21 protein-coding genes and 1 tRNA gene are annotated in these 22009 nt (G+C 56.3%); 9 read left to right on the top strand and 13 right to left on the bottom strand.

The window, feature by feature from the left end; translation table 11 throughout:
* Nucleotides 1-86: 86 nt before the first annotated feature.
* The 3 genes from AC2FEB_RS20510 to AC2FEB_RS20500 are packed head-to-tail and all read left to right on the top strand — an operon-like array spanning nt 87 to nt 3258.
* Nucleotides 87-791 carry a DUF3299 domain-containing protein gene (locus AC2FEB_RS20510; RefSeq protein WP_496676346.1) on the top strand — a complete coding sequence of 235 codons (705 nt, stop codon included), beginning with the start codon at nt 87-89 and terminating at the stop codon, nt 789-791.
* Nucleotides 788-1966 (top strand): carbohydrate porin, encoded by a 1179-nt coding sequence (locus AC2FEB_RS20505; protein WP_496884339.1) that lies wholly within the window; start codon nt 788-790, stop codon nt 1964-1966. Before AC2FEB_RS20510 ends, AC2FEB_RS20505 begins: the two co-directional genes overlap by 4 nt.
* Nucleotides 1967-2016: 50 nt before the next feature.
* Complete coding sequence (locus AC2FEB_RS20500) at nt 2017-3258, top strand: membrane dipeptidase (RefSeq protein WP_496884338.1); 1242 nt, start codon at nt 2017-2019, stop codon at nt 3256-3258.
* Nucleotides 3259-3789: 531 nt separating this feature from the next.
* Here the strand turns inward: AC2FEB_RS20500 and AC2FEB_RS20495 are convergent.
* The 3 genes from AC2FEB_RS20495 to AC2FEB_RS20485 all read right to left on the bottom strand — a co-directional run bounded on the left by AC2FEB_RS20495 (nt 3790) and on the right by AC2FEB_RS20485 (nt 7056).
* Nucleotides 3790-5301: a YonV C-terminus-related protein gene (locus tag AC2FEB_RS20495; RefSeq protein ID WP_496676354.1), complete on the bottom strand. Its 1512-nt coding sequence runs from the start codon at nt 5299-5301 to the stop codon at nt 3790-3792.
* 541 nt (nt 5302-5842) lie between these two features.
* Entirely contained in the window at nt 5843-6673 is an 831-nt protein-coding gene (locus tag AC2FEB_RS20490; protein WP_496676357.1) for a tyrosine-type recombinase/integrase, read from the bottom strand.
* A 307-nt stretch (nt 6674-6980) separates the two neighbouring features.
* A tRNA-Val gene (locus tag AC2FEB_RS20485) sits at nt 6981-7056 on the bottom strand.
* 294 nt (nt 7057-7350) lie between these two features.
* Here AC2FEB_RS20485 and modA point away from each other — a divergent pair.
* The 3 genes from modA to modC are packed head-to-tail and all read left to right on the top strand — an operon-like array spanning nt 7351 to nt 9925.
* On the top strand, nt 7351-8130 hold the full coding sequence (gene modA, locus AC2FEB_RS20480; RefSeq protein ID WP_496676359.1) for a molybdate ABC transporter substrate-binding protein: 780 nt from the start codon (nt 7351-7353) through the stop codon (nt 8128-8130).
* A 5-nt stretch (nt 8131-8135) separates the two neighbouring features.
* Nucleotides 8136-8828 (top strand): molybdate ABC transporter permease subunit, encoded by a 693-nt coding sequence (gene modB / locus AC2FEB_RS20475; RefSeq protein ID WP_117872975.1) that lies wholly within the window; start codon nt 8136-8138, stop codon nt 8826-8828.
* Complete coding sequence (modC, locus tag AC2FEB_RS20470; protein ID WP_496676362.1) at nt 8825-9925, top strand: molybdenum ABC transporter ATP-binding protein; 1101 nt, start codon at nt 8825-8827, stop codon at nt 9923-9925. Before modB ends, modC begins: the two co-directional genes overlap by 4 nt.
* On the opposite strand, the gene AC2FEB_RS20465 is transcribed toward modC, so the two are convergent.
* Nucleotides 9922-10860 (bottom strand): Hint domain-containing protein, encoded by a 939-nt coding sequence (locus AC2FEB_RS20465; protein ID WP_496676365.1) that lies wholly within the window; start codon nt 10858-10860, stop codon nt 9922-9924. The genes modC and AC2FEB_RS20465 overlap by 4 nt on opposite strands.
* Nucleotides 10861-11373, bottom strand: a complete 513-nt coding sequence (locus AC2FEB_RS20460; RefSeq protein ID WP_299901472.1) for a toxin-activating lysine-acyltransferase — start codon at nt 11371-11373, stop codon at nt 10861-10863. It lies immediately after the preceding gene.
* A gap of 185 nt (nt 11374-11558) precedes the next feature.
* Here AC2FEB_RS20460 and AC2FEB_RS20455 point away from each other — a divergent pair, with 185 nt between their 5' ends.
* The gene (locus tag AC2FEB_RS20455; RefSeq protein ID WP_496676368.1) at nt 11559-11966 is read left to right on the top strand and encodes a hypothetical protein; all 408 of its coding nucleotides are present in this window, start codon (nt 11559-11561) and stop codon (nt 11964-11966) included.
* 3 nt (nt 11967-11969) lie between these two features.
* Here AC2FEB_RS20455 and hemF read toward each other — a convergent pair whose 3' ends face one another.
* The 4 genes from hemF to clpS are packed head-to-tail and all read right to left on the bottom strand — an operon-like array spanning nt 11970 to nt 15047.
* On the bottom strand, nt 11970-12854 hold the full coding sequence (hemF, locus tag AC2FEB_RS20450; protein ID WP_496676371.1) for an oxygen-dependent coproporphyrinogen oxidase: 885 nt from the start codon (nt 12852-12854) through the stop codon (nt 11970-11972).
* A 5-nt stretch (nt 12855-12859) separates the two neighbouring features.
* Nucleotides 12860-13660: an SDR family NAD(P)-dependent oxidoreductase gene (locus AC2FEB_RS20445; RefSeq protein WP_117872337.1), complete on the bottom strand. Its 801-nt coding sequence runs from the start codon at nt 13658-13660 to the stop codon at nt 12860-12862.
* Between the two features lie 36 nt (nt 13661-13696).
* Entirely contained in the window at nt 13697-14662 is a 966-nt protein-coding gene (locus AC2FEB_RS20440) for a class I SAM-dependent methyltransferase (protein ID WP_496676374.1), read from the bottom strand.
* Between the two features lie 43 nt (nt 14663-14705).
* Nucleotides 14706-15047, bottom strand: coding sequence for an ATP-dependent Clp protease adapter ClpS (gene clpS / locus AC2FEB_RS20435; RefSeq protein ID WP_117872341.1), 342 nt, complete (start codon nt 15045-15047; stop codon nt 14706-14708).
* A gap of 93 nt (nt 15048-15140) precedes the next feature.
* Between clpS and AC2FEB_RS20430 the strand changes: the two genes are divergently transcribed.
* Together AC2FEB_RS20430 and AC2FEB_RS20425 are read left to right on the top strand one after the other, a co-directional pair.
* Nucleotides 15141-15842, top strand: coding sequence for an HAD family hydrolase (locus AC2FEB_RS20430; RefSeq protein WP_299901484.1), 702 nt, complete (start codon nt 15141-15143; stop codon nt 15840-15842).
* Between the two features lie 279 nt (nt 15843-16121).
* Nucleotides 16122-17516, top strand: coding sequence for a D-alanyl-D-alanine carboxypeptidase family protein (locus AC2FEB_RS20425; RefSeq protein WP_496676376.1), 1395 nt, complete (start codon nt 16122-16124; stop codon nt 17514-17516).
* Between the two features lie 57 nt (nt 17517-17573).
* On the opposite strand, the gene AC2FEB_RS20420 is transcribed toward AC2FEB_RS20425, so the two are convergent.
* The 4 genes from AC2FEB_RS20420 to AC2FEB_RS20405 all read right to left on the bottom strand — a co-directional run bounded on the left by AC2FEB_RS20420 (nt 17574) and on the right by AC2FEB_RS20405 (nt 21489).
* Nucleotides 17574-18821 (bottom strand): hypothetical protein, encoded by a 1248-nt coding sequence (locus AC2FEB_RS20420; protein ID WP_496884337.1) that lies wholly within the window; start codon nt 18819-18821, stop codon nt 17574-17576.
* 149 nt (nt 18822-18970) lie between these two features.
* A complete protein-coding gene (locus AC2FEB_RS20415; RefSeq protein WP_496676381.1) occupies nt 18971-19732 on the bottom strand; it encodes a LamB/YcsF family protein in 762 nt (253 codons plus the stop codon).
* Between the two features lie 12 nt (nt 19733-19744).
* Nucleotides 19745-20743: a 5-oxoprolinase subunit C family protein gene (locus AC2FEB_RS20410; protein ID WP_496676384.1), complete on the bottom strand. Its 999-nt coding sequence runs from the start codon at nt 20741-20743 to the stop codon at nt 19745-19747.
* A complete protein-coding gene (locus tag AC2FEB_RS20405; protein ID WP_496676385.1) occupies nt 20740-21489 on the bottom strand; it encodes a 5-oxoprolinase subunit B family protein in 750 nt (249 codons plus the stop codon). The genes AC2FEB_RS20410 and AC2FEB_RS20405 overlap by 4 nt, the downstream gene beginning before the upstream one ends.
* Between the last annotated feature and the right edge of the window lie 520 nt (nt 21490-22009).

The following is a 22009-nucleotide window of genomic DNA, read 5'->3' as shown; positions in this document are numbered from 1 at the left end:
TCTGTCTAAATAGCCGGAGAGTATTTATGCAACATTGGCTTCGCTCAGTAGTATTCGTAGGGTTGGTTTGGTGTGGACAGACAGCCATGGCGACGCCTGAAGCCGCGTTGGACTGGGCAGACCTGCCGGACCCATCCTCGCAGGTCTTTGAAGACCCCTATCGCGATCTAAGCCCCGAACAGTTCGACGACGTCCTCTTCGTTGTGCGGATGCGCGGCAGGCTGCAGCAGGACGCTGGTAGCGCAGATGAAAGACAGAAATGGCAGGAGCTTCTGACCGAGACCGAGGACGCCTTGGCGGGAGTTGGCGTGGATGTCGACTGGCTGCTCGATCAGCGAGAGGCTGTGAAGGAACGGCGAAGAAAGGCAGGAACAAACGGAAATCCTCGCCTCGATGGTCAACCAATCACAATCGTGGGCTTTGCCATTCCAGGTCCAAGCGATCCAGACGGGCGACCTGTGGCGTATCTAGTGCCAGAACGAGGTATGTGTAGCCACATGCCTCCACCTCTGCCCAATCAAATGATCCGTGTGCGGTTGAATGGGGACTGGACGCCCAGCTATTTCCACGAACCCGTTCGGCTGACCGGTAAGCTGACTATCGATCCTTCTGTTCATAATATGATGGTTGTGGACGGCCTTATGCCTATGAATGCGACTTTCCAGCTAGATACGGAACGTGTCGAAACTCTGGAGACTGAAGCAGACAGGCTGGAATGGAAGCAGCGTGCCGCTGATCGTATCCGAGCGGCGGGCAATCGCAAGACCGGCGGGGCAAAGGCGTCTGAATGATAAGACTTCTAGTTGTCGCACTTAGTATTGCCTTTGCCGGCGCAGCGTCGGCTCAAGGTCTGTCCGGGCCTTCTTCGGTTGAAGCTGATCTAGAGCCCGGTGATGGACTGACCGACCCACAAAATCGTTCCGATTTTCCGCGCAACATCGCACCGGGTTGGTTTCAGTGGAAAGACCGACTGGCTGAGGGTGGATTTCGGTTCAACATTGATTACTTGGCATTGGGTCAAACTACGAATGCTGATCTGGGAACCGGTGAGGCGGCCAGCGGAATTGCGCGTTTCTACGGCAGTTGGCAGGCGACTGAACGGGGGTCTCTGACATTCAAGATCGAAGACCGGCACAGTTACACCGATGTTGCCCCACAGTTTCTTGGGCTGGATGGCGGAGCCCTTTCGATCACAGGGACGGCCTTCAACGATAATGGTTTACTGCTGACCAACCTGTTCTGGACCCAAAGGGCCGAGAACGGCTCGTGGACGCTGCAAGTTGGGCAGATTGATGTAACAGACTTTGTGGATATCTATGGGTTGGTAAGCCCCTACAGCGGTTTCCAAAACCTGTCTTTCAACACCAACCCTACACTTAACGCGCCTAATCCAGGCCTTGGTATTGCCGGTGGCTTAAAGTTGAGCGAGAACCTTTACGCCGTAGCCAGCGTCTCAGACGCAAACGCCGACTCGTCTGATCCAAACTTTGATGTGTTTAGCGACGGCAATCTCTTCAAATCACTTGAACTTGGTTACACCTCCGGCTTTGATCGCATCTACTTGGACAATGTCCATTTGACTCTCTGGCATGCGGATGCGGCTGACGATGGCAGTCGAGCGGAAGATTACGGCGCTGCGTTCTCTGCCGCATGGTTTGTTGATAATAAGTGGATGCCATTCTTTCGGGCCGGGGCCTCAAAGGGGACCGCTGCGCTTTATGACCGGTCCGTCTCTGCCGGACTGGGTTACTATGGTCGCAATACCGATTTGGCCGGGCTGGGCCTGAACTGGGCTGAGGCAAGAGGCATAGACGGTGACCAGTTCACGCTCGAAGCATTCTATCGGTTCTCAATCTCGCCCGGACTGCAGATCACGCCATCACTGCAGTTCATTTCCGACCCGCTGCTGAATCCCGCTCAGGATAGCATTACGCTGTTCGGCCTAAGAACCCGGATCGTTTTCTGAGGTGGATCGAAAGTGTCAGCAAAGATCAAAACAGTTAGGGAGGTTCTGTCATGAAGACCCTGTTGGCCGCATGCGCTATAGCGATCAATTTTGGTGGCGCACTACACGCCAGCGAGGAAAGCAAGACTTGGGATGCGTCAGAAAAGGCGAAGCAATTCGTGCAAGACACAATCGTCCTCGGCATGTTGGCCAGCCCCTACGGCACTGGTTGGACCGACTACGACCAGCTTCATACCTACTTCGCGCGGGCGCGGGACAACGGCATTACGGGACACGAGATGACGCTGGCTGCTGCGGATATGTCGTTTGAAACCCTGCTAGAGCAGCACTACCACTTTCGCTCGGCCATGGCGCAGCAACCGGAAAACTACCTGATCGTCAATGAAACCCGAGATATCGAAGCCGCCCATATCCAAGGCAAGACAGCCGTCATCTGGAACAGCCAAACCGCCACAATCCTGAATGGCGATCTTAAGAAAATGGCATTGCTAAAGGATATGGGGATCAAAAGTATGATCCTGGCTTACAATGACATTTTCCGAACCGGATCGGGGCAGTTGGCGGCCTATAACGGGCGCGACATTGGTCTGACGCCTTGGGGGCAGTCGGTCATCGATGAATTGGTGCGGTTCGGCATCCTGCTAGACCTAAGCCACACGGGTTCAAAAACGGCCAATGACGCAATGGATTATATGGACGAGAACTATCCCGGCGTACCATATGTCTATACGCACTCTGTTCCAGCTGGACTTTACGCGACCGAACCTAATGCCACGCCACGCGGATGCTATCGTGCCATTCCGGACGACGAAGCGTTGCGCGCGGCCAAATCGGGCGGCTACATTTCTCCGACTTTCACCGAATGGATGATGGACGGCGTTTGGCCTGAGGATGTTTCACCCAAACAGGCTGCTGATATGATCGACTACTATGTCCAACTTGTAGGGGTCGACCATGTTGGGATCGCAACGGATGACATGTTCTCGACTGAGCTTGTCGTGCAATTCGCAACTGAAAACGCGAGCATGTACGATGATGGCGGATACATGATCGACGCGTTCAACATAGGGGCTACCGGTAACGGTGAACTTGCCAAAATCCTTGCTGCGATTACCGATGACCTTTGGACAAGAGGTTATTCCAATGAGGACCTTGCGAAGATTTACGGCGGTAACAAGATGCGAGTTTATGCGCAAGTTTGGGAGGGCAAACCACCCGAACTATTCCTGAAAGAGTACCCGGAGCGTCTGCGCCTAAGGCAAGAACTTCGTGATGGGTTCTATTCGCGTTAGATTTTTAGGAGCTTACTGAAAGAAGACAGATTACATCCCGCACGGGCGAGGCTTATGCCCCGCCCTTTGCTAGGTTGTCCCGCTTCCAAAGAGGTTGCAGGTTGCTATAGTGGCAAAGTTCGATGAGGTGTTCCGGAGACCGAGCTGCCGAGAGGGGGATAATGTGATCTACCTCCCATTGACCATACCGATCCCATGTCATGCCGTCTGAGAACCGGGCTTCAATGTGCCGCTTTAGTTTGTCCTTAGAGCAACCGACCGCTAGAGATGGGCGTGCTCGCCCCGTCAGCGCTTGTCCCGACCGGTTTAGTACCGACCTGAACATACGGTAAGAAGGATCGGCTGCCCGACATTTCCGATCCCGCTCCACCGTTTTCCCGGCGTTACACTGCACGCATTGGCGATTGCTGACGTAGCGCTCGGCCATGTGCCCATACCTACACGGACGACCCGTCCAGAAACGAGAAAGGCCGCTCAGGGCGGCCTCTTCACGAGTTAGGAACGCCTGTTCCCCAGCTATGTCAAACGGCATTATGCAGCTACCGCCACGTGACGATCCTCCAATCGGGCAAGCAGCTCTTTCTGCCTCTGCCCGTTGGCACAAACCTGTCCACTATTGACCTCACCCGATAGCAGCCAGTTCAGCAGTAGGTTTCGCATTCTCTGAGATGGCATGTAGAGCGTCACCCGATGCCTTGGCGTGTAGGCACGTCCCGTACCGTTTAGACCACCGACACGTATTGCGGACCGGAACAGCCACTGCACCAGTTCGGTCAACGCATAGGCGTCAGAGAATCTTCGAGCCACATTGCTGTCGCGTTTCATGCCGAGGAAAGTGAGCAGTTGTGGGTTGGGGTTTTGGTCATATAGGTACACCGCAGTTGTGCACCCTATATGGTCATTGGTCCCACGTGTGGTGTTGGGTACGAAGCTCACACCGTCTGTGGTCCACACCGCATCAAAGACCTCTGTGTCCTTGTTGTACACTTCTTTCTTTAAGGCGCGACCAAACATCCGTGTGTGCGTTGCTAGCCTTCCTGCCTTTGGCTTTTGTCCGGTCGCAGTGTCATGCCATAGGCCACGTGCACAAGTTAGCATGATCGTTTTGGGGTCTACACCATACAGCTCTCTTTCCTTGAACTTGCGTAGCTTGTGACCAACCGATGAACACTGTCGGTGCGTTTTGATCGTGTTTAGCTGGGCGCAATGTGTCCACTTTTGGTTAGCTAATTCCGGTATGGGTAATACCGTCAGCGCGTTAGCAACATCTTCTCGCCATGCCGCCTCGACTTTCTTGTCCAGACGCTGCACGTCTAAAGTAAAGGAGCCGGGGTGGTCTTTCTGCAGTTTTTGCAAATATTGCAGCAGCACCGATCCTTCCGAAAGGTACGTGTAAATCGTCACGGATTTGGGCTTGAGCAAGAGTTCTTTGGGAATGGCGATGATGAACAGCTTCTCGCTTATGCGATACAGTGCGCCCGACTTGGCTTTTTCATAGAGTGATCGGTCAAATGTCTTGTCCCCTATACGGTATAGCTCATCCCACCTTTCCGTTGGAACAATACGTCCGTCAGGCTCCTCTTTTGCCATGCCAAGGCCGAGGTAAGCTGCATCAAAGTCAACCTTTCGGACTGTCTGTTCCACCTCGAAGGGGTTTACGACTTCGTCGATGATCATGTTGTACCCATCAAGTAGGTGATCGACTTCGATGGTCGGTTTGCCGTTGCTATCGAACTCAGTACAACTAGCAATCCCTGTGTCTTGGGTTGCCAATGTTCCAAGCCGGTAGAAAAGTGCATGAGTACAAGCGATTGACTTACCCGCTCGGATCAACTTCTCGCAGTGATCACTTTTGTTGCTGCCATTGCAAATAGGCTGTGTGAGGATGAAGTCGGAAGCTGTTCGGGCACCTTTGATGAACCGTTCCACTTCACTTAGGTAAGGGACAACGGCGACATACTTCTCCGACTTTTGGAAGCTGCGGTTGATTTCTGTGGATTTGCCATAACCACAGGGTTTGTCGACGATAGTGATATGGGGCATATAAGCCTCCTGTGTTCGGTCCATTGGACCAGTTTGGGGAATGCGCTCTGGTGGATGCCAAGCAAATGGAATTGCCCCGTTGGGGCGACTGGGAGAAAATCCCGGTGAACACGCAATGGCTAAATTAGAGGGATCAAGAGTCTTCTTTTCAGTAACCTTGCTTACAGGTCAGTACGTTTTTTATTTTATTTACATGTAGTTAGAGGGTACTTACTCCGCTCGCATTGGAGTGAAGGAAGCCCAAGCCATCAATGCAACCCGATCAAGGCTGACCAAGCGAAACCTGTATGCTCAACTGACGGAGGGGTTTTGCTCAATTGAGCGAGGGGTGTCGTTCGTTAGCTCAAGAGACGGAGGGTTAAAACCTGTGTGTTCATAAGAGGAAGGGTTAAGGCCATTGCTCAATGCTTGAGGGATTTAAGGCCAACCACTGAACAGCCAAAATGCACAAGGGACACCTGTTGTCGGTGGAAAAAGGTGAGGGTGGTCCCTGCTGCCGCTCTGGGTAAAGTATGACCACCCTGCACCGTATCAGGTCGATCTAAGCAAATTCGACGGCAGCCAGCTTTGCCACGATGTCATCGGTCTGTAGGTGGGTATAACGCATCAACATTCGCAAATCTCGGTGCCCACTGATCATTTGGACCTGCGCCAGCGATAACCCACTTTCCACAAAGCGGGATACTGCCTCGTGTCGTATATCATGAAATGTAAGGTCAACCACGCCTGCCCGTTGCCTGAGGCGTTCAAAGGCTAATCGCACAGAGTTACCAGACAGGGGCAAACAACGGTCGTCACCGCGTGGCAGGTCCGTCAATACGGCAACGGCACACGGGCTGAGAGGCACTGTACGGGCATGACCGTTTTTGGTTCGGGGCAAGAACACTGTCCGACGCTCAAGGTCTACATGCTTCCATCGTATCGAAAGCAATTCTCCGCGTCGCATTCCGGTCGACAAAGCCAGCGTCAGCAACGGCTTCATCAATGGAGACCGAGCTTGGTTCACGGCACCCAACAAAGCCTGCCATTCTCCTTCCTGCAATCGCCTCTCGCGACGGTTATCAATCTTTGGCCTTCGGACAGGCTTGACCGGGTTTCCTTGTGGCAGGTTCTGCCCCCAATCCTCACAGGCGACATCAAGGGCGTGCTGCAACCAACCCAGTTCCCTCACCACAGTTGCCGCCTTCATGGAGTTAATGCGCTGGTCACGATAGTGGACAAAGTCAGCGGATCGCAGCTTGCCGACCTTCCTACTGGCTAATTTGTAGCATTTACGCAGGAACCCGTTGATTGCATAACTCTCATTGTCAGCGCACCGTTTCTCGCTCGTGACGTCATCTCGGTACTTTCGCAGCACTTCACCAAGTGTCATCTCGGATACGCCCATACTGAGGGTTGGGGTTAGCAATCCCCTGTCGGCGTTCAACTCCGTTTCACGAGCCCACTTCGTCGCATCAGCACGCTTATGAAAAGACTTAGATCGGGATTGTCCGTCCTTCCGCACAGTCGCTTGCCACTTCCCGCTAGGCCGTTTTACGATTGTTGCCATAGCTCATATCTCCTGTGTTGGAGACATCTTTTCCGTTTAAGTGCAGCGGAGGCGCAGCGGACACAGTTTCATGCGCAGCACAGCAAAAGGTGCTAGTCGCGTAAGACCTTGATACATTGTGGGGAAAGGATGGTGGGTGATGAGAGACTCGAACTCCCGACATCTTCGGTGTAAACGAAGCGCTCTACCAACTGAGCTAATCACCCGTGACGCTGCATTTAGCCAAGCCTGCGGGCGGGCGCAAGAGGGTCTGGAAGATTTTCTTGTATTCCTTGATCAGCAGCCGACCAACGTTGCATCGTATGAGCGGTCGACTGAACATACGTGTACTCAGGACCCCCCTCAGGCCAAGGAGTGTGCAACCCAATTCCAGGCAGATCGACAGCAAATTTTGCGCTGAGCTTTCGACCCACCATGTGTAAATGGCCAAAGGCGCTTGCGCGCCACCTGTGGCGTCCGATATTCCCGGAGAAACTGAAACGATCCGGTCGGGAGAATACATGACCCTATCCTTCGGCCGCCGATTTTGGATGGTGGCACTGGTCTTTGGCATATTGGCGCTGGCCCCAATCCGGGCCGGTGCCGAAGGCATTCTGGTTTTTGCAGCGGCCAGCCTCAAGACCGCTTTGGATGAAATTGTGGTGGGGTATGAAAACCAGACCGGCCAGAGAGTTACTGTTTCTTATGCGGCGTCGTCGGTTCTGGCGCGGCAGATTCAGCAGGGCGCACCTGCGGATATGTTTGTCTCGGCCAACACGGATTGGATGGATGTGTTGGAGCAGGATGGTCTAATTCGGACAGATGCTCGAGTGGATTTGCTGGGCAACGGTCTGGTTCTGATCGGGTCTGATGATCGTGTCGAAATGGGCGAAATCCAACCGGGCTATGACCTCAGGGCGGAATTGAAAGATGGCTATCTGGCCATGGCACTGGTTGATGCGGTGCCTGCCGGGATTTATGGCAAAGCGGCTTTGCAGAGTCTGAACCAATGGGAAGCTGTGCGGAATCAGGTGGCGCAGGCCGACAATGTTCGCGCTGCGCTGGCTCTGGTGGCAGCAGGGGCCGCGCCATTGGGGATCGTGTACCAATCAGATGCCAAGGTGGAGGAAAGGGTCCAGGTCGTTGCGACTTTCCGCGCCGACCTGCATCCACCGATAATTTACCCTGCGGCACTGACCCTCAATGCAAAAGAAGGAGCACACGCTTTCCTTGAACACCTGAAGACGGATGCTGTCACGGCTGTATTTCTGGAGCAGGGATTTACCCTGCCGGGCAGGTGATTGCCTTGGATTGGTTAGGGCCTGCAGAAGTTGAAGCCTTGAAACTTTCACTGCGCGTGTCCTTTTGGGCGACGCTGGCGACTTTGCCGTTTGGGATATTTGTCGCTTACGCTCTGGCCCGCTGGCGGTTTCCGGGGCGACAGGTTTTGAATGGTCTGGTGCATTTGCCGCTGATCCTGCCGCCGGTTGTCACCGGATACCTGTTGTTGCTGACCTTCGGCATTCAAGGGCCACTGGGGCGGATCTTGGCCGAGTTCGGGATCGTAGTGGCCTTTCGCTGGACAGGTGCAGCCCTTGCCGCCGGAATCATGGCCTTCCCTTTGATGGTCCGGGCGATACGTTTGTCGATCGAAGCGGTGGACCCGAAGCTGGAACAGGCAGGAGCAACACTGGGCGCGTCGCGCCCGATGGTGTTTTTTACCGTGACCTTACCGATGATTCTACCAGGGGTCATAGCCGGGTCTATTTTGGCTTTCGCCAAGGCCATGGGTGAATTCGGTGCGACGATCACTTTCGTGTCCAATATTCCGGGTCAGACGCAGACATTGCCTTCGGCTGTTTACGCCTTTTTGCAGGTTCCAGGCGGCGAGGCCGCTGCGACGCGGCTGGTTCTGATCTCGATCGTCATCGCGATGAGCGCGTTGTTGCTTTCAGAATATGTGGGACGCCGCGCCGCCGCGCGGGTGGCCGGATCATGAGCCTGTCTGTTCGATTGCACCACCATCTGCCAGGGATAGATCTGGACGTCAGTTTTGATGCACCCCCCGGCGTAACAGTGCTTTTTGGGCGCTCCGGATCGGGCAAGACCACCATTGTCAACGCAGTCGCAGGGTTGCTGCGGCCCGAGGCGGGACGTGTGTCTGTGGATGACTGGGTTCTGTTCGACACGGAAAAGGGACTCTGGCTGCCGCCGCATCGGCGTCGATTGGGATATATTTTTCAGGAAGGGCGGTTGTTCCCTCATCTGACCGTGCGTCAGAACCTTGCTTATGGGCGATGGTTCGCGCCGAAGAATACACGACGCGAAGACCCCGACAGGGTCATCGACATGCTGGGCATCGGTCATCTTCTGGACCGCAGACCTGCCGGGTTGTCAGGCGGTGAGAAACAACGCGTCGCCATCGGGCGGGCCTTGTTGGCAAGCCCGCGATTGATCCTGGCAGATGAACCTCTGGCGGCACTGGATGATGGGCGAAAAGCGGAAATCCTGCCCTATTTCGAGCGTCTCAGGGATGAGGTTTCGGTTCCGATCCTCTATGTGACGCACTCGGCTGCTGAAGTGGCCCGATTGGCAACGTCCGTCGTTGCGTTGCAGGATGGCAAGGCCGTTCGTCATGGGCCCGCATCCGAAGTTCTTGCCGACCCGTCTGTGGCCCCTACGGGTGTCCGTGCCGTCGGGGCCGTGTTGCAGGTTCAGGTTGCAAAGCATCATTCCGATGGACTGACGGAATTGAATGCCAATGGCGCACGGTTGTTTCTGCCTCGCATTGCGCATGAGATCGGAGCTAACTTGCGTATTCGTATTCCTGCGCAGGAAGTGATCCTGTCGAACAAAAAACCCGAGGGGCTTTCGGCGCTAAATGTGCTCAGCGGCACTGTCGAAGAGATCCGGTCGGGCGAGGGACCTGGTGCGATCGTGTCCGTAAGGACCCCGGCGGGCAATGTGCTGGCGCGGGTCACGCGTCGATCTGTTGCGGCCCTTAACCTGCAACCGGGCAGCACATGTCATGCGGTGATCAAGACGGTTGCATTGGCTCCGCAGGATGTCGGCGGACATATTGTGGCCGGTAGTTAGTCTCGGGCGAGGGCGAGGGCGCGGGCTTCGTGTTCGCGCAGTATCAGACGAGCCGCGCGCCCGAACCCGGTATGACCCGGGGTCGGCCTGTCCGGGAATATTGCGGCCAGTTCCCGCAACGCGTCAGAGGACAAGGTATACAGCGCCTCTTCCCCCAGAAACAGGCTTTCGGCCAGCGCTCCGTTGGCGCTCAGGATTTCGTGTCGGTCCAGCAGGACGTGGAGATATTCGATGGCTTCAACAGATGTATCGATGCCAATGCCGGGCCATCCGCACAGGTGTTTGGCGGCAACCAGGGCTTCGGATGCGCTGAAAAGCAACTCGACCTTCGGGCCCTTTACCAGAATTCTGTGCTGTTGCGACACGAGAAGGTCGCGAGAGGGTTCGTTCGGCCCGAGACTGCCCGCCGAGATACGAACGGGGCGCATAACAGGTTCATCGCATAATCGTTCGCGTGGAATCGTACTGCTTTCGATCCAGCGGATGGGTTGCAGACCGTTATCCTCGGTAGCCACCTTGTGACCTACCTCCAGCGTTTCAATCGCAGTTGGGCCGTTTTCAGTCTCAATCAGAGTTCCGGCTGCAAAACAGACGCCTTCAATCCTGATGACCACTTCCACCGGGTCCGGTGTGCCGGTGAATGGAAGGGTGAATGGGCCGACTTGCGTTGTACCCGAGACGCTGATGAAGAAAGAATCGAAGACAACTTCGCCTTTGTCGAGACCATCGAAAAATGTCGGGTCGACGGTATAGGTCCACTCTCCTGTGTTCGGGTCGATCGAGGCGGTTCCGTTGGCGGGCTGTGCCGCTATCGTCCAGGTTTGTGTGACCGGATTGAAGTTTCCATTGTCCAACGTGGGTTGTCCCGTCTCCACGTTGGGCGGGAAACCAGTCACATCCCCGGTCAGTTCGCCTGTGATCGGAACTGAAACCAATTAACCCTCGCCTTGCTGCAACACGCGTTCAAATTCCTTCTTTCGATACAGGCGCATGTGAACTTCGCCTGCTTCATCCCGCGTCCATTCGACAATCCGATTGCGTGTCATGTCACTGTCCATCCGGTTGGTGCGCACACGCTGGTGCGGGATCTCCTGCTTGAGGATATCAACAATTTGGCTGGTCTGTCCAAACGGGGCCACCAGATCGATGATCCAGAAAGAGGGTCCGCTGGTGAAATCCGCGTCTGTGAGGGGTTTTCCCTTTACTGCATAGCGGTGCTCGACCTCGGGGCTGAGCCCGGCGAACGTGACAAAGCCTCGGGGGAATCCGTTCTGTCGGAAGATATGGTACTGGCCCAGGCGAAACGGGGTTTCGAACGCATACAAAACCTGTGCCAGACTGCGTTTCTGATGTGTTGTCGTCAGCCCTGCCAGATAGAACATTGCGCCCAGATCCGAGTATTTCTCAGGCGGGAAATCAAACCAGTCTTTTGGAAACGTCTTGCTCAAAGAAATACCCAACAGTGTAACGGGACCCAAAAGTTTACAGAGAGTGTAATGCTTTCCTGCAATTTGAGTAGAATTAATTCGCTGTTGTGGTCAGTGTTACAGGTTCGTTGGCATGTCCCGCTTTACTCGCAGGTCGTCCCGGCTATGTTATTGGTATCGGCCCCTTGTTTCGGGATATCTGGATTATGCGTTTAGTAAAGTCTTTTGCTGCTGCTGCACTTTTGTTGATACCTGCCATGGCCGAGGCTGTTGGGTTCGGTCTGTCCGTTCGACCGCAATTTCGCACGGAAATCACTCCGATGCCGGACGGTGTCTATGAGGTCAAGGCCATCGGATCGTCAGCGCCCGTGAACTATTGGTGTGGGATCGGGGACTATGCGATCCGCTCGCTGGGCGTGCCAAACAACCAGCGGATCTATATCTGGCGCGCCTATGAACCCGGTGTCCGGACCGTGCAATTCTCGCTGACCCCGCCGCCGGGGGTGGATACCAAGCCCGGGTATTCCATCACCGTCAGGAAAGTTGGGGCAAATATGTCGGCGTCGTCGGCGCAGAACTACTGCTATGACAATTTCATCATGGACACGTTCTAAGCGTCAGACCCATTTCGCCAACGGCGGCAGGCTCATCAGAACGGCGTCCGGGTCATGTCCGGTTTCCAGTCCGAACTTAGTGCCGCGGTCATAGACCAGATTGTATTCCGCATAAAGACCGCGATGCACCAACTGAGTGTCTTTGTCGGAGTCCGAGAAACTCTGTACACGCCGTTTTTCAACCAATGGCAGGAAAGCCGGCAGGAAAGCCCGACCGATATCCTGCGTCAGGGCGAAATCCGCCTGCCAGTCTCCGGTGCAATAATCATCCATGAAAATACCGCCTACGCCGCGTGCGCGTTTGCGGTGGGGGATATAGAAATACTCGTCTGCCCACTCCTTCAGACGTGGATAATGTCCGGGGCCATGCGGGTCCAGATGAGCCTTTTGGGTCGCGTGGAAATGCGCCGTGTCTTCATCATACTCGATGCAGGGGTTCAGATCTGATCCGCCACCAAACCACCAGGCGTGCGGGGTCCAGAACATCCGAGTGTTCATATGCACCGCTGGAACATGCGGGTTCTGAATATGCGCCACGAGGCTGATCCCCGAGGCCCAGAAACGTGGGTCTTCGGTCATCCCGGGAATGCCTTTGCGTGCTGCCATTGCCTGTTGTGCACGCTCGCCCAGGGTCCCGTAAACTGTCGAGACATTGACCCCGACCTTTTCAAACACACGCCCGCCTCGCATTACGGACATCAGACCGCCGCCTGCGTCAGAGCCGTCTTCGGACTGGCGTTTGGTTTCCTTCACTTCAAACCGGCCGGGTTTCATGTCGGAAAACGGGCCGGCATCGTGGCTGTCCTCCAACGCTTCGAACGCGGCAACAATGTCGTCGCGCAATTGGCGGAACCAGGCAGAGGCGGTGGATTTTTCTTTTTCGAACATGGGTCTTAATGCGCAGGTGCGGCAACAGGGTCAAGCAATGTGCGGCCGCCGTCGATTGTCAGGATCTGGCCGGTGATGAATCCAGCTGCATCCGATGCCAGGTACTGCGCGGTTTCCGTCAATTCGGTGGCCGACGCGATGCGGGCAAGCGGTGTGTGCTTTTCGATATCGTCGCGGAAGTCTCGGTTCTCTTTCAGCGTCGATTGAAGGGATGCGCTCATGACCGAGCCGAGCGCAATCGAATTGACCCGGATGCGGTTCGGCGCCAGCGCCACGGCCAGTGAACGTGTCAACTGATCCAACGCGGCGGTCGACACGGAATAGGCCATCAGGTCCGGATGCGTGCGCCGGGCTGCGATTGAAGACAGGTTGATGATCGATCCTGCCGGGCTTTCATCGTCATCCCCGGACTGTTTGATCATACGCTTTGCGACCAGTTGGCTGAGCCGCAGGGCAGGCATCAGGTTCTGGTTCAGCAAGGTGCGCATCGAGTCATCATCAGGGTCCAGCGGATCAGACTGGATCACCTGGCGCGCCCCGTTGATCAGAATATCCACCTGATCAAACGCATCCAGTGTTGCCGACAGTAAATTGGCAATGGTCAGCTTTTCGCGCAGATCGCCTGCGAAGTAGCGAATATTGCCGTCCTCTGCCTGTTCCCCAACCTCATCGACCAGGCTTTTTTCATCTATATCGGCGAACATGACGTTTGCGCCCGCATCTGCGAAATGCCGTCCTATGGCCAGCCCGATGCCATTGGCCCCGCCTGTAACGATTGCTGTCTTGCCTGCGATGGAAAAGGACATACGAATCCTCCTGAATTGGGGGCAGGTTAGCGAGCCTTAGCGTCGAGGGCGAGTGGCCTGAAACACCTTGAACCGGTTGTCGCCGGCGACTTCATTGACCTGAGTGAATTGTTCGTTCAGCGTTGTCTCGTATGGAAGGTGGCGATTTGCGACCATCCATAGGGTCCCGTTGCGGGTCAGATTTCGCGCGGCAGCGATGATGAACCCCTGACCCAGCGTTGGATCCGCGCTGCGTGAGGTGTGAAACGGAGGGTTCATCACCACCGTGTCTATAGGCTCTGGCGCAGTCCAGGTGACGGCGTCGGCCCAATAAAACCGGGCCTTCGGGTCAGATGCGTTGATACGCGCGCAGTTGAGGGCCAGGTTGTCTGCTTCGACAAGGTGCACGGATTTCACAGTGTCGCGCTTCAGGATCTCTGCGGTCAGATACCCCCATCCTGCACCCAGATCCGCCACGTGAGGCCCCAGCTTGGCGGGCAAGGCGTTCAGCAACATGGCCGAAGCGGGATCAATTCCGTCGGCTGAAAACACACCCGGTGCCGTGTGGTATCCATCGACCATCTGCGTCTTTGGCGCGGCCCAATCCGCGAAGGTCTGTGTGTCAGCCTGAAACCAGAAAATTTTACCGTGGGCTTTGGATAGAGGCCCTTCGACCGAGGTCCTTTTGCGTACATCTTTCAGAATGCTGTCCACACCGTCGGTCTTTGCGCCATCGATCACGACAACGCCTCGGGCTCGTGAACTGGCCAGATGGATCATCGCCCGCGCCAGCGCCTTGGCGCGCGGCAAAAACACAATGGCACCCTGACAGGGGCCGTCTGTTTCTGGCACCGTGTCAAAGCCCTGCGCAGCAAAATGGTCGTGAAAAGGTTTGAACGGTTGCACCACCTGCGCCCCCTGGGGAAGCACTGACAAATCATGGTCTGGCACGGGGCAGATCACGCTAAGAGGCAGCGACAGCGACAGGCCGTTTTGCAATGCAAGTTCCAGGCGAGGGGACATGGGCGATTCCGGCAGAAAGTGGGTGAGCGTCAGGCGAAAAGCCTTATTCTTCGCGTTCCATGGTGCATTGCAGCGGGTGCTGGTGCCTGCGGGCAAAATCCATCACCTGGCCAACTTTGGTCTCGGCAATCTCATGACTGAAGACGCCGACGACGGCTACACCTTTTTTATGCACGGTCAGCATGATCTCGAACGCTTCCGCATGGGTCATGCCAAAGAAACGTTCCAGCACATGAACCACGAACTCCATCGGCGTGTAATCGTCGTTCAGCAACAGCACCTTATACAAAGGCGGACGCTTGGTTTTAGGGCGCGTCTGCAGCAGGACGGACGCGTCGCTGTCGTCGTCCGGTTCGTCAGACATCATCCAGGTCTTTTCCAGCATCGTAGGCAACGGTCCGATTCAGGCTTGGGGTTTATCTCCGCGCTTATATAACGTGGGGATGGCCGGTGAAAAGAGCAAGCGGACGTAAACAAGATGACTGACAGGCTGACGACAATCGGTTTCGATGCGGATGATACCCTTTGGCACAACGAGCGATTTTTTCAGCTGACGCAGGCGCATTTTGCTGAATTGCTGGCCGAGCATGCCGACCGGGACCATCTGATGGAGCGGCTTCTGGCAGCCGAAAAGCGCAACATTCGACATTACGGTTATGGTATCAAGGGCTTTGTCCTATCGATGATCGAAACCGCTATCGAGGTCACTGACGACCGTGTTCCGGCCTCGGTCATTCGCCAATTGATCGAAGCCGGCCAAGAAATGCTGGCCTATCCGATCGAGCTGTTGCCCCATGCCCGCGAAGCCGTGGAAGGCATGACCGACTTGTGCCGGGTTGTCTTGATCACCAAAGGGGACCTGATCGATCAAGAGCGCAAACTGGCTCAGTCGGGTCTGGGCGATCTGTTCGACGCGGTGGAGATCGTGTCTGAAAAAACCCCTGACACATACCGGTCCATATTTGACCAACACGGTGACGGCCCGGCGAGTGCGATGATGGTTGGCAATTCCATGCGATCTGACGTTGTGGCTCCGATTCAGGCTGGAAGCTGGGGGGTTCATGTCCCGCACGGCCTTGTCTGGCAGGTGGAGCATGCTGAAGCCCCGGTCGACAGTCCCCGATTCCGGGAGTTGAGGGATTTGGGCGATCTGGTCGATCTGGTGCGCGGCCTGAAGTGATGTTGCCTTTTGGCCGCAGTTCCACAAAAACCCAGCCGTGTGTTGACCCAGTTCTGCCTCAATCGCGCATCTGGTGTGCTTTGGGCAGTATCTGTCTAGATATAGCCCTGTTCGGGCGGCGTAACGAAACCGCGAAAAGCTCAGCTTTCGGTTTATTTCACTAGGTCTCTGTGATAGTCTGTACGATAATAAAACAAAATTTGCTGACCGGGAAAACCCGGCGGCGCGAGGCAGACAGAGGCAAATACCGTGCAGATTCGGCGGACAGTTCCGGCCCGAATGGGCTTATTCCTTATAGCGTTGCTATGTGTGCTGGCGTTTGGGCCGCTCAAATCCATGGCGGCACCCTACGCTGCGATGGTGATCGATGCCCGAACCGGAGAGGTTCTGCATTCGCGTAACGCTGACACTCGGTTGCATCCGGCGTCGCTGACCAAAATGATGACGCTTTATGTTGCGTTCGAAGCCGTGCGAAACGGTGAAATCACGTTGGATACCCAAGTTCGGATCACCAAGAAGGCAGCGGCCGAGCCGCCGTCGAAGCTTGGCCTGCGCTCGGGTCAGACGATTGCATTCCGGTATCTGATCCGTGCGGCAGCCGTAAAATCGGCCAATGATGCGGCCACCGCCATCGGGATTGCCATCAGCGGGTCCGAGGCGGCCTTTGCGCGGCGCATGACGCGGACCGCGAAAGCGATGGGTATGGGCCGCACGACCTTCAAGAACGCCCATGGTCTGACCGAGTCGGGGCACCTGTCCACCGCGCGCGACATGACCACGCTGGGGCGGCATCTGCTGTATGATTACCCGCAGTATTACAACCTGTTCTCGCGGCAATCGACGCATGCTGGGATTAAGACCGTTCCCAACACCAATCGCCGCTTGCTGGCCGCCTACAAAGGGGCTGACGGTATCAAGACCGGGTATACCCGTGCGGCGGGCTTCAATCTGGTGGCGTCGGCGAAACGCAAGGACGAGCGCATCATCGCAACCGTCTTTGGTGGAAAATCCGGTGCCTCGCGCAACGCCAAGGTTGCAGAGCTTCTGGATATGGGTTTCCGTCGTGCCCCGTCGCGCGCACCCATTCGCAAACCGGCACGCCCCGCTTATGCGGGCAATACCGGGCTGGGTGGCAATACGCAGGTGGCAAGTGTGAGCGGCGCGCCAAAATCCAGCCTGCGCCCGATTGTACGGCCAACTGCGGCAACGCAGGTGGCAAGTGCTGTTGCGGCGGCAGCCGATCAGAACAGCGATCGCATCACCAGCGGTATTGCGGCGGCCATTGCCGAAGCGGATATCGCGCCTACTGCCCCGCCTGTCGAAACCTCAGATACCCGTCCGGCATTGCGTCCGGACAATCTGGTGCTGGCGTCGACCAAAACCTCCAAACAGCCAGAGCCCGAGCAGGAGGTCGTCACCCGCCTGTCCTCGTCCGGTGGTCACCTGTGGGGCGTCAATGTGGGTCGTTACACCACGCGGTACGAGGCCGAGAAGGTTTTGCTGAAGACTGCATTGTCGGAAATGACCACGCTGGAAGGCACGCTGCGCAAGGTAAACCAAAACTCGCGTGGTTTCGATGCAACCTTTCAGGGCATGACCCGCGAACAGGCTGATCTGGCCTGTCGTCGTCTGCAGGCCCGCAACGTCACCTGTTTCATGATCGGGCCGTCATAAGGTTCGGCATATTCTCTCCTGAACGGGTCTGGGCTGCGGTGTTCCGCAGCCTTTTTTTCAGTCGAAAACGTGACCGTGCTGGTATTGTTCATCCTGTCCGGCGGCAGCCGTCAGGGCGGCGACGTTGTCCTTGGTGAAGAACCCGTCGTATTTGTGACACCGCTCGATATACTCGGTAATCAGCAGGGTGTGCTTCGAGTGTTTCGAGAAGATCTGTTTCAGGTTCGGGTCATCTTTGCACTCACCCACCACATGGGCTAGAAACGGCACGCCCTTGTCCTTCAAGGTGTTCACCACGAAATCGACGTTCTTTTCCCCGGCGCCGTGATCGCCATCCTGAATCTCTACGGCCATGTGGTGTAGACGGCGGCCAAAATTGCGCACGAAATCTTCGGTCGGCATTGGCAGTTTGGCGAAGGAATTGACGAAAGATGGCGTATTGTTTGCGGTGAAAACCTTTGCCGGAGACTTTTTGTCATCGTCCACGTTGCCGCTGCGGTTCACGTTGGTCGATGAGTTCATGTCGAATATGTTGTAAGCACCCCAGAAATAGTAGGGCACCATGGTCAGGAATTCGAGGATCGCATCCTCGCGCTCACCCGCCAGCACCCGGGTCGCAAGATGGTCGATTCCCAGCATCAGCGGGGCGATCCTGCTTTCGGTTCCGAAGGCGGCGGCCCGTTCCAGACGGGCCTGTTCCGTATTGCTCAGCAACACGCGATCCCCAAGGCCCAGACTGTCGGTGTCGTTAAAGTCGTGGGTCGAATACCCAACCCGGTTGCAGGTAAAGTCCGACGGCGTGGTGAACCGGAATCCGTCTGATGTGTAGAACGGGTTCTCGGTGTCGCCGGAATACTCGAAGCGTATGTTCTGATCCTCAAGTGCTCCGGTCAGCGCGTCCAGATCACTGGCAGCGAAAACCTCACCTACATAACGCGTCTGAGGCATGTTGCGCGCCAGCGGGTACATGCGGTTGATGCGGGGGATGAAATCTTCAAATCCGGGGCTGAGCGGGGCCATCAGGATAAGCGCGGGATAGTCGGGATGCGAATGCAGAACCGAAAATCTGTGGGTCTGCCCCAGATAGCTGGCGGTGTGCCGATAAGGCGTCATCACGTAAAGCTCGACCATTGTGTCGAACAGCGCACCGGGTTCGACCTGAATGGTAATGGCCTTCATTGCGCCAACCTGATCCGCGACGCCCGAGCTTGTCCGGCGTTGATATATCTTCGGAAGGTACTCATTGAAGAAGTCCGAGTTCTTCTTATCGCCTCGGGGCTGATAAGACATCAGATCAAATGACATTCCACGACCTCCTTGCACGTGCCCGCTGTGGGTCAATGCATTGTTTGCAATTATGGTATTCAGAATATGCGTTTGCCCGTCATGCTAAGCGCTGAGACCTGCACGGGCAACAGTCGTAAAACTGGGCTGCTGGTGTTAACGCATGATGTTCAGCGGGTGAATTTCGTCACCTCTACACCGCCCCCGATCAGGCTTTCGCGAACTGAGCGGGCAATCTGAACAGCAGTCGGTCCGTCCCCGTGAAGGCAAATCGTGTCGATGGATGTCTCCAGCCGCTTGCCGCTTTCGGTGATGATCGCGCCTTCACGCACCATGTTCAGGATGCGTGGTCCGGCGACATCCGCGTCGTGGATCACGGCTCCGGGCAGGCTGCGGTCAACCAATGTTCCGTCGTCATTGTAGGCGCGGTCGGCAAAGATCTCGCCCACCCAATTGCAGCCCAGCTCGCGCACGGCGTCTTCCTGTTTCGTCACGGCAAGAACCATCACGATGATGTCAGGGTCGACGTCCAGCGCGCCCTGATAGCAGGCCCGCGCCATATCAATATCAACCGAACACATATTGGCCAGTGCTCCGTGCAATTTCAGGTGCCGTACTTTAGTGCCGACCGCTCTGGCCACGCCCATCGCCGCACCCAATTGATACCGCACCAGATTGCACAGGTTGCCTTGAGACAGCTTCATGTTCCGGCGACCAAAACCTTGCAGATCGGGAAACCCGGGATGCGCGCCGATGCCGACATCATTCTCGGCCGCCAGCTTCATTGTAGATGCCATTACATCCGGATCACCTGCATGAAAGCCGCAGGCAATATTGGCGGAGGTGATGATTTTCAGAAGGCTTTCGTCATCGCCCATTTTCCATGGGCCAAAGCTTTCCCCTATATCGGCATTCAGATCGACGCTTGGCATCGGCACATCTCCTCAGTCGGTGGCAGAGATCACTCCGCTGATCAATTGGTAGGACAACAGGTCCGGGATGTCATGCGGGTCACGCACCAGCGCCTCGACTTTTGAGGGCAGGCGGGCAAGATCCGCCAGGAATGCCGAGTGCAAATCGGTGGCCTGATCCAAGCTCACAAATTCGAACGTGATCGCTCCGCCAGCGGGCGACTGCGCTGCGCGGGGCATGTCGCAGGGCAAAACGGTCGCGATGCGAGGGTACCCTCCTGTGGTCTGGCATTCAGGCAACAGGATGAACGGGTTTCCGGTTCCGGTCATCTGGATGTCGCCCGGGGTGATCACCTCGGACAAGATGTTCAGTTGGCCAGTGGCCGCGAACCCGTCGCCGTCACTGTCCACTTGCATTCCCATACGGTTGGCGCGGGCGCCACGATGGAATGAGGTGTGGACAAATCGATCAAGCGTTGCGTCATCAAACAAGGACGTCTGAAAACTGGCGACGACGCGTAACACGCCACCCGAGAAGCGCTCGGAAGGGGTCAGTTTCAAACCTGCGTCGCCTGCATCCGGACCACATGTCAGCCTGTCGACTGGCTGCGCTGCTCGCCCGATCCGTGCCGTCAGGTGCGCTGATCTAGATCCAAGAAAAACCTCTGAATCGATACCGCCCCCCAAGTGAAGATAGCCGTAATTGCCTTGCAGGGCCGCACCGATGATCAGCCGTTGTCCGGGCTCCAAGCGATGCGAGGCGTTCCAGGCCACGGGGCTGCCATCAATACTGGCCTGCATCCGCGCACCAGTCAAAGCGATGCGCATGTTCTGTGTGGCCTCAAACTCGCCACCCATTCCGGCCATTTCCAACGCGGCGAGTTCCGGGCTCTGTCCCAACAACGCGGCCCCTTCAAAAAGGGCCAGTGTGTCGGCAGCACCAGACCGGGACAGGCCCTGGTCCAGATAACCAATGCGCCCCTGGTCCTGGATGGTGCAAGTCGGGCCGATCTGGTGGACGATCAGGCTCATGGCGCAATCTCCTCGCAGGTTGCCCCGCCCGTGCCATCCTCATTGTTGGCCTTAATGTGATCCAAGTCTTCGCGGGAAACGGGCTCGAACATCAGTTCATCCCCGGGGTTGAGGGCGAATGCCTCACTTGTCTCAGGTCGGAAACACCGAAAAGCCGTCTGCCCGACATGTCGCCACCCGGTTGGCGTTGGTCCGGAAAACAGCACAAACTGAGATATTGCAAGAACCAGAGCGCCTTCGGGCACCATGGGGGTCAGGTTTTGCAGCCGCGGAATGTTGAACTCGGGGGGCAATGGCCCAAGGTAGGGTTGCCCGGGGGCAAACCCTATCGTCAAAACCCGCACGCGGGACTGGCCAAGCCGCCGTATCGCTTCTGCCGGCGCGAGACCGGCAGCAGCAGCGGCATCGTCCAGCTGAGGCGCAAGGTCGGTGCCATAGACCGTCGGTATGCGCCATAGCCTGCGGCCAGTTGGAAGCGGCGTATTGTACCAGTCCCTTTGGTCAACCAGGTCCTGAAGCTTGTGCAACATCTGCTGATGGGTGGTGCGTTGCGTGTCGAACCGAACATACGCCGAGGCCAATGAGGCTGAAGACTCTGTGACCTCTGACCACTGAAGCCGATCCACTTCAGATCGGAACGCCAGCGCCGCTCGGTTCGCGGTCTCAGACATTGTGTCCGCAAAAGTTACAAGCGCTCCGTCAAACCCGACGGTTCTGACCAAAGGGAACGGAAGGTGACGTGCCATGCCTGTCTCGCTACTGAAGCCGAAAACGAATTGCCGGGACCAGAGCGCATCCCGGAGAGATGTGCAAGATAGGTGATCAGAATGCGGGCCCACTGAAGGCGCGGTCGGACTTCTTAATGTCTGGTTGTCAGACTCGCCACGGTTCGAAATCTGATATTTGAGGGATTCCATGCTGAATCCGTTAAAGTCAGCGAGTCGACTCGCTGATTTGAGTCGCGCAGCCTTGTGTCCAGCATTGGTCAAATCCCAATATATAGTAGTGTCGCCTTTTGCCTTTGGTGCTGATCCGTGGTCACCCAATGGGAAAAGTCCGGGTCAGCAGGTATGAGGTGGCCTTTGAGGTTCTTCACTGCATTGACTTTAAACAATTTTTTGGAGTGTTTCAAAAAAATGCTCAGCGGCGTCATTTTCCACTTGCGGCTTTGTCGGGTTATACTTAGAACCCCCTTCACCGGCGCTGCTGAGGCGGTGCTGACGGGCTGGAGAGACGGTCGGACGCATCGGAGAGACGGTGGAGACG

The sequence above is a fragment of the Ruegeria sp. YTSC106 genome (assembly GCF_059609765.1).
This window is presented reverse-complemented; position numbering and strand designations above follow the sequence as displayed.

Coding starts and splice junctions, on each gene's coding strand:
- AC2FEB_RS20405 (WP_496676385.1), bottom strand. CDS start 21,489: ATGGCACGTCACCTTCCGTTCCCTTTGGTCAGAACCGTCGGGTTTGAC.
- AC2FEB_RS20430 (WP_299901484.1), top strand. CDS start 15,141: ATGACTGACAGGCTGACGACAATCGGTTTCGATGCGGATGATACCCTT.
- AC2FEB_RS20420 (WP_496884337.1), bottom strand. CDS start 18,821: ATGTCATTTGATCTGATGTCTTATCAGCCCCGAGGCGATAAGAAGAAC.
- AC2FEB_RS20440 (WP_496676374.1), bottom strand. CDS start 14,662: ATGTCCCCTCGCCTGGAACTTGCATTGCAAAACGGCCTGTCGCTGTCG.
- modA (WP_496676359.1), top strand. CDS start 7,351: ATGACCCTATCCTTCGGCCGCCGATTTTGGATGGTGGCACTGGTCTTT.
- AC2FEB_RS20425 (WP_496676376.1), top strand. CDS start 16,122: ATGGGCTTATTCCTTATAGCGTTGCTATGTGTGCTGGCGTTTGGGCCG.
- hemF (WP_496676371.1), bottom strand. CDS start 12,854: ATGTTCGAAAAAGAAAAATCCACCGCCTCTGCCTGGTTCCGCCAATTG.
- AC2FEB_RS20415 (WP_496676381.1), bottom strand. CDS start 19,732: ATGCCAAGCGTCGATCTGAATGCCGATATAGGGGAAAGCTTTGGCCCA.
- AC2FEB_RS20490 (WP_496676357.1), bottom strand. CDS start 6,673: ATGACACTTGGTGAAGTGCTGCGAAAGTACCGAGATGACGTCACGAGC.
- AC2FEB_RS20410 (WP_496676384.1), bottom strand. CDS start 20,743: ATGAGCCTGATCGTCCACCAGATCGGCCCGACTTGCACCATCCAGGAC.
- AC2FEB_RS20500 (WP_496884338.1), top strand. CDS start 2,017: ATGAAGACCCTGTTGGCCGCATGCGCTATAGCGATCAATTTTGGTGGC.
- clpS (WP_117872341.1), bottom strand. CDS start 15,047: ATGCTGGAAAAGACCTGGATGATGTCTGACGAACCGGACGACGACAGC.
- AC2FEB_RS20445 (WP_117872337.1), bottom strand. CDS start 13,660: ATGTCCTTTTCCATCGCAGGCAAGACAGCAATCGTTACAGGCGGGGCC.
- modC (WP_496676362.1), top strand. CDS start 8,825: ATGAGCCTGTCTGTTCGATTGCACCACCATCTGCCAGGGATAGATCTG.
- AC2FEB_RS20510 (WP_496676346.1), top strand. CDS start 87: ATGGCGACGCCTGAAGCCGCGTTGGACTGGGCAGACCTGCCGGACCCA.
- AC2FEB_RS20505 (WP_496884339.1), top strand. CDS start 788: ATGATAAGACTTCTAGTTGTCGCACTTAGTATTGCCTTTGCCGGCGCA.
- AC2FEB_RS20495 (WP_496676354.1), bottom strand. CDS start 5,301: ATGCCCCATATCACTATCGTCGACAAACCCTGTGGTTATGGCAAATCC.
- AC2FEB_RS20455 (WP_496676368.1), top strand. CDS start 11,559: ATGCGTTTAGTAAAGTCTTTTGCTGCTGCTGCACTTTTGTTGATACCT.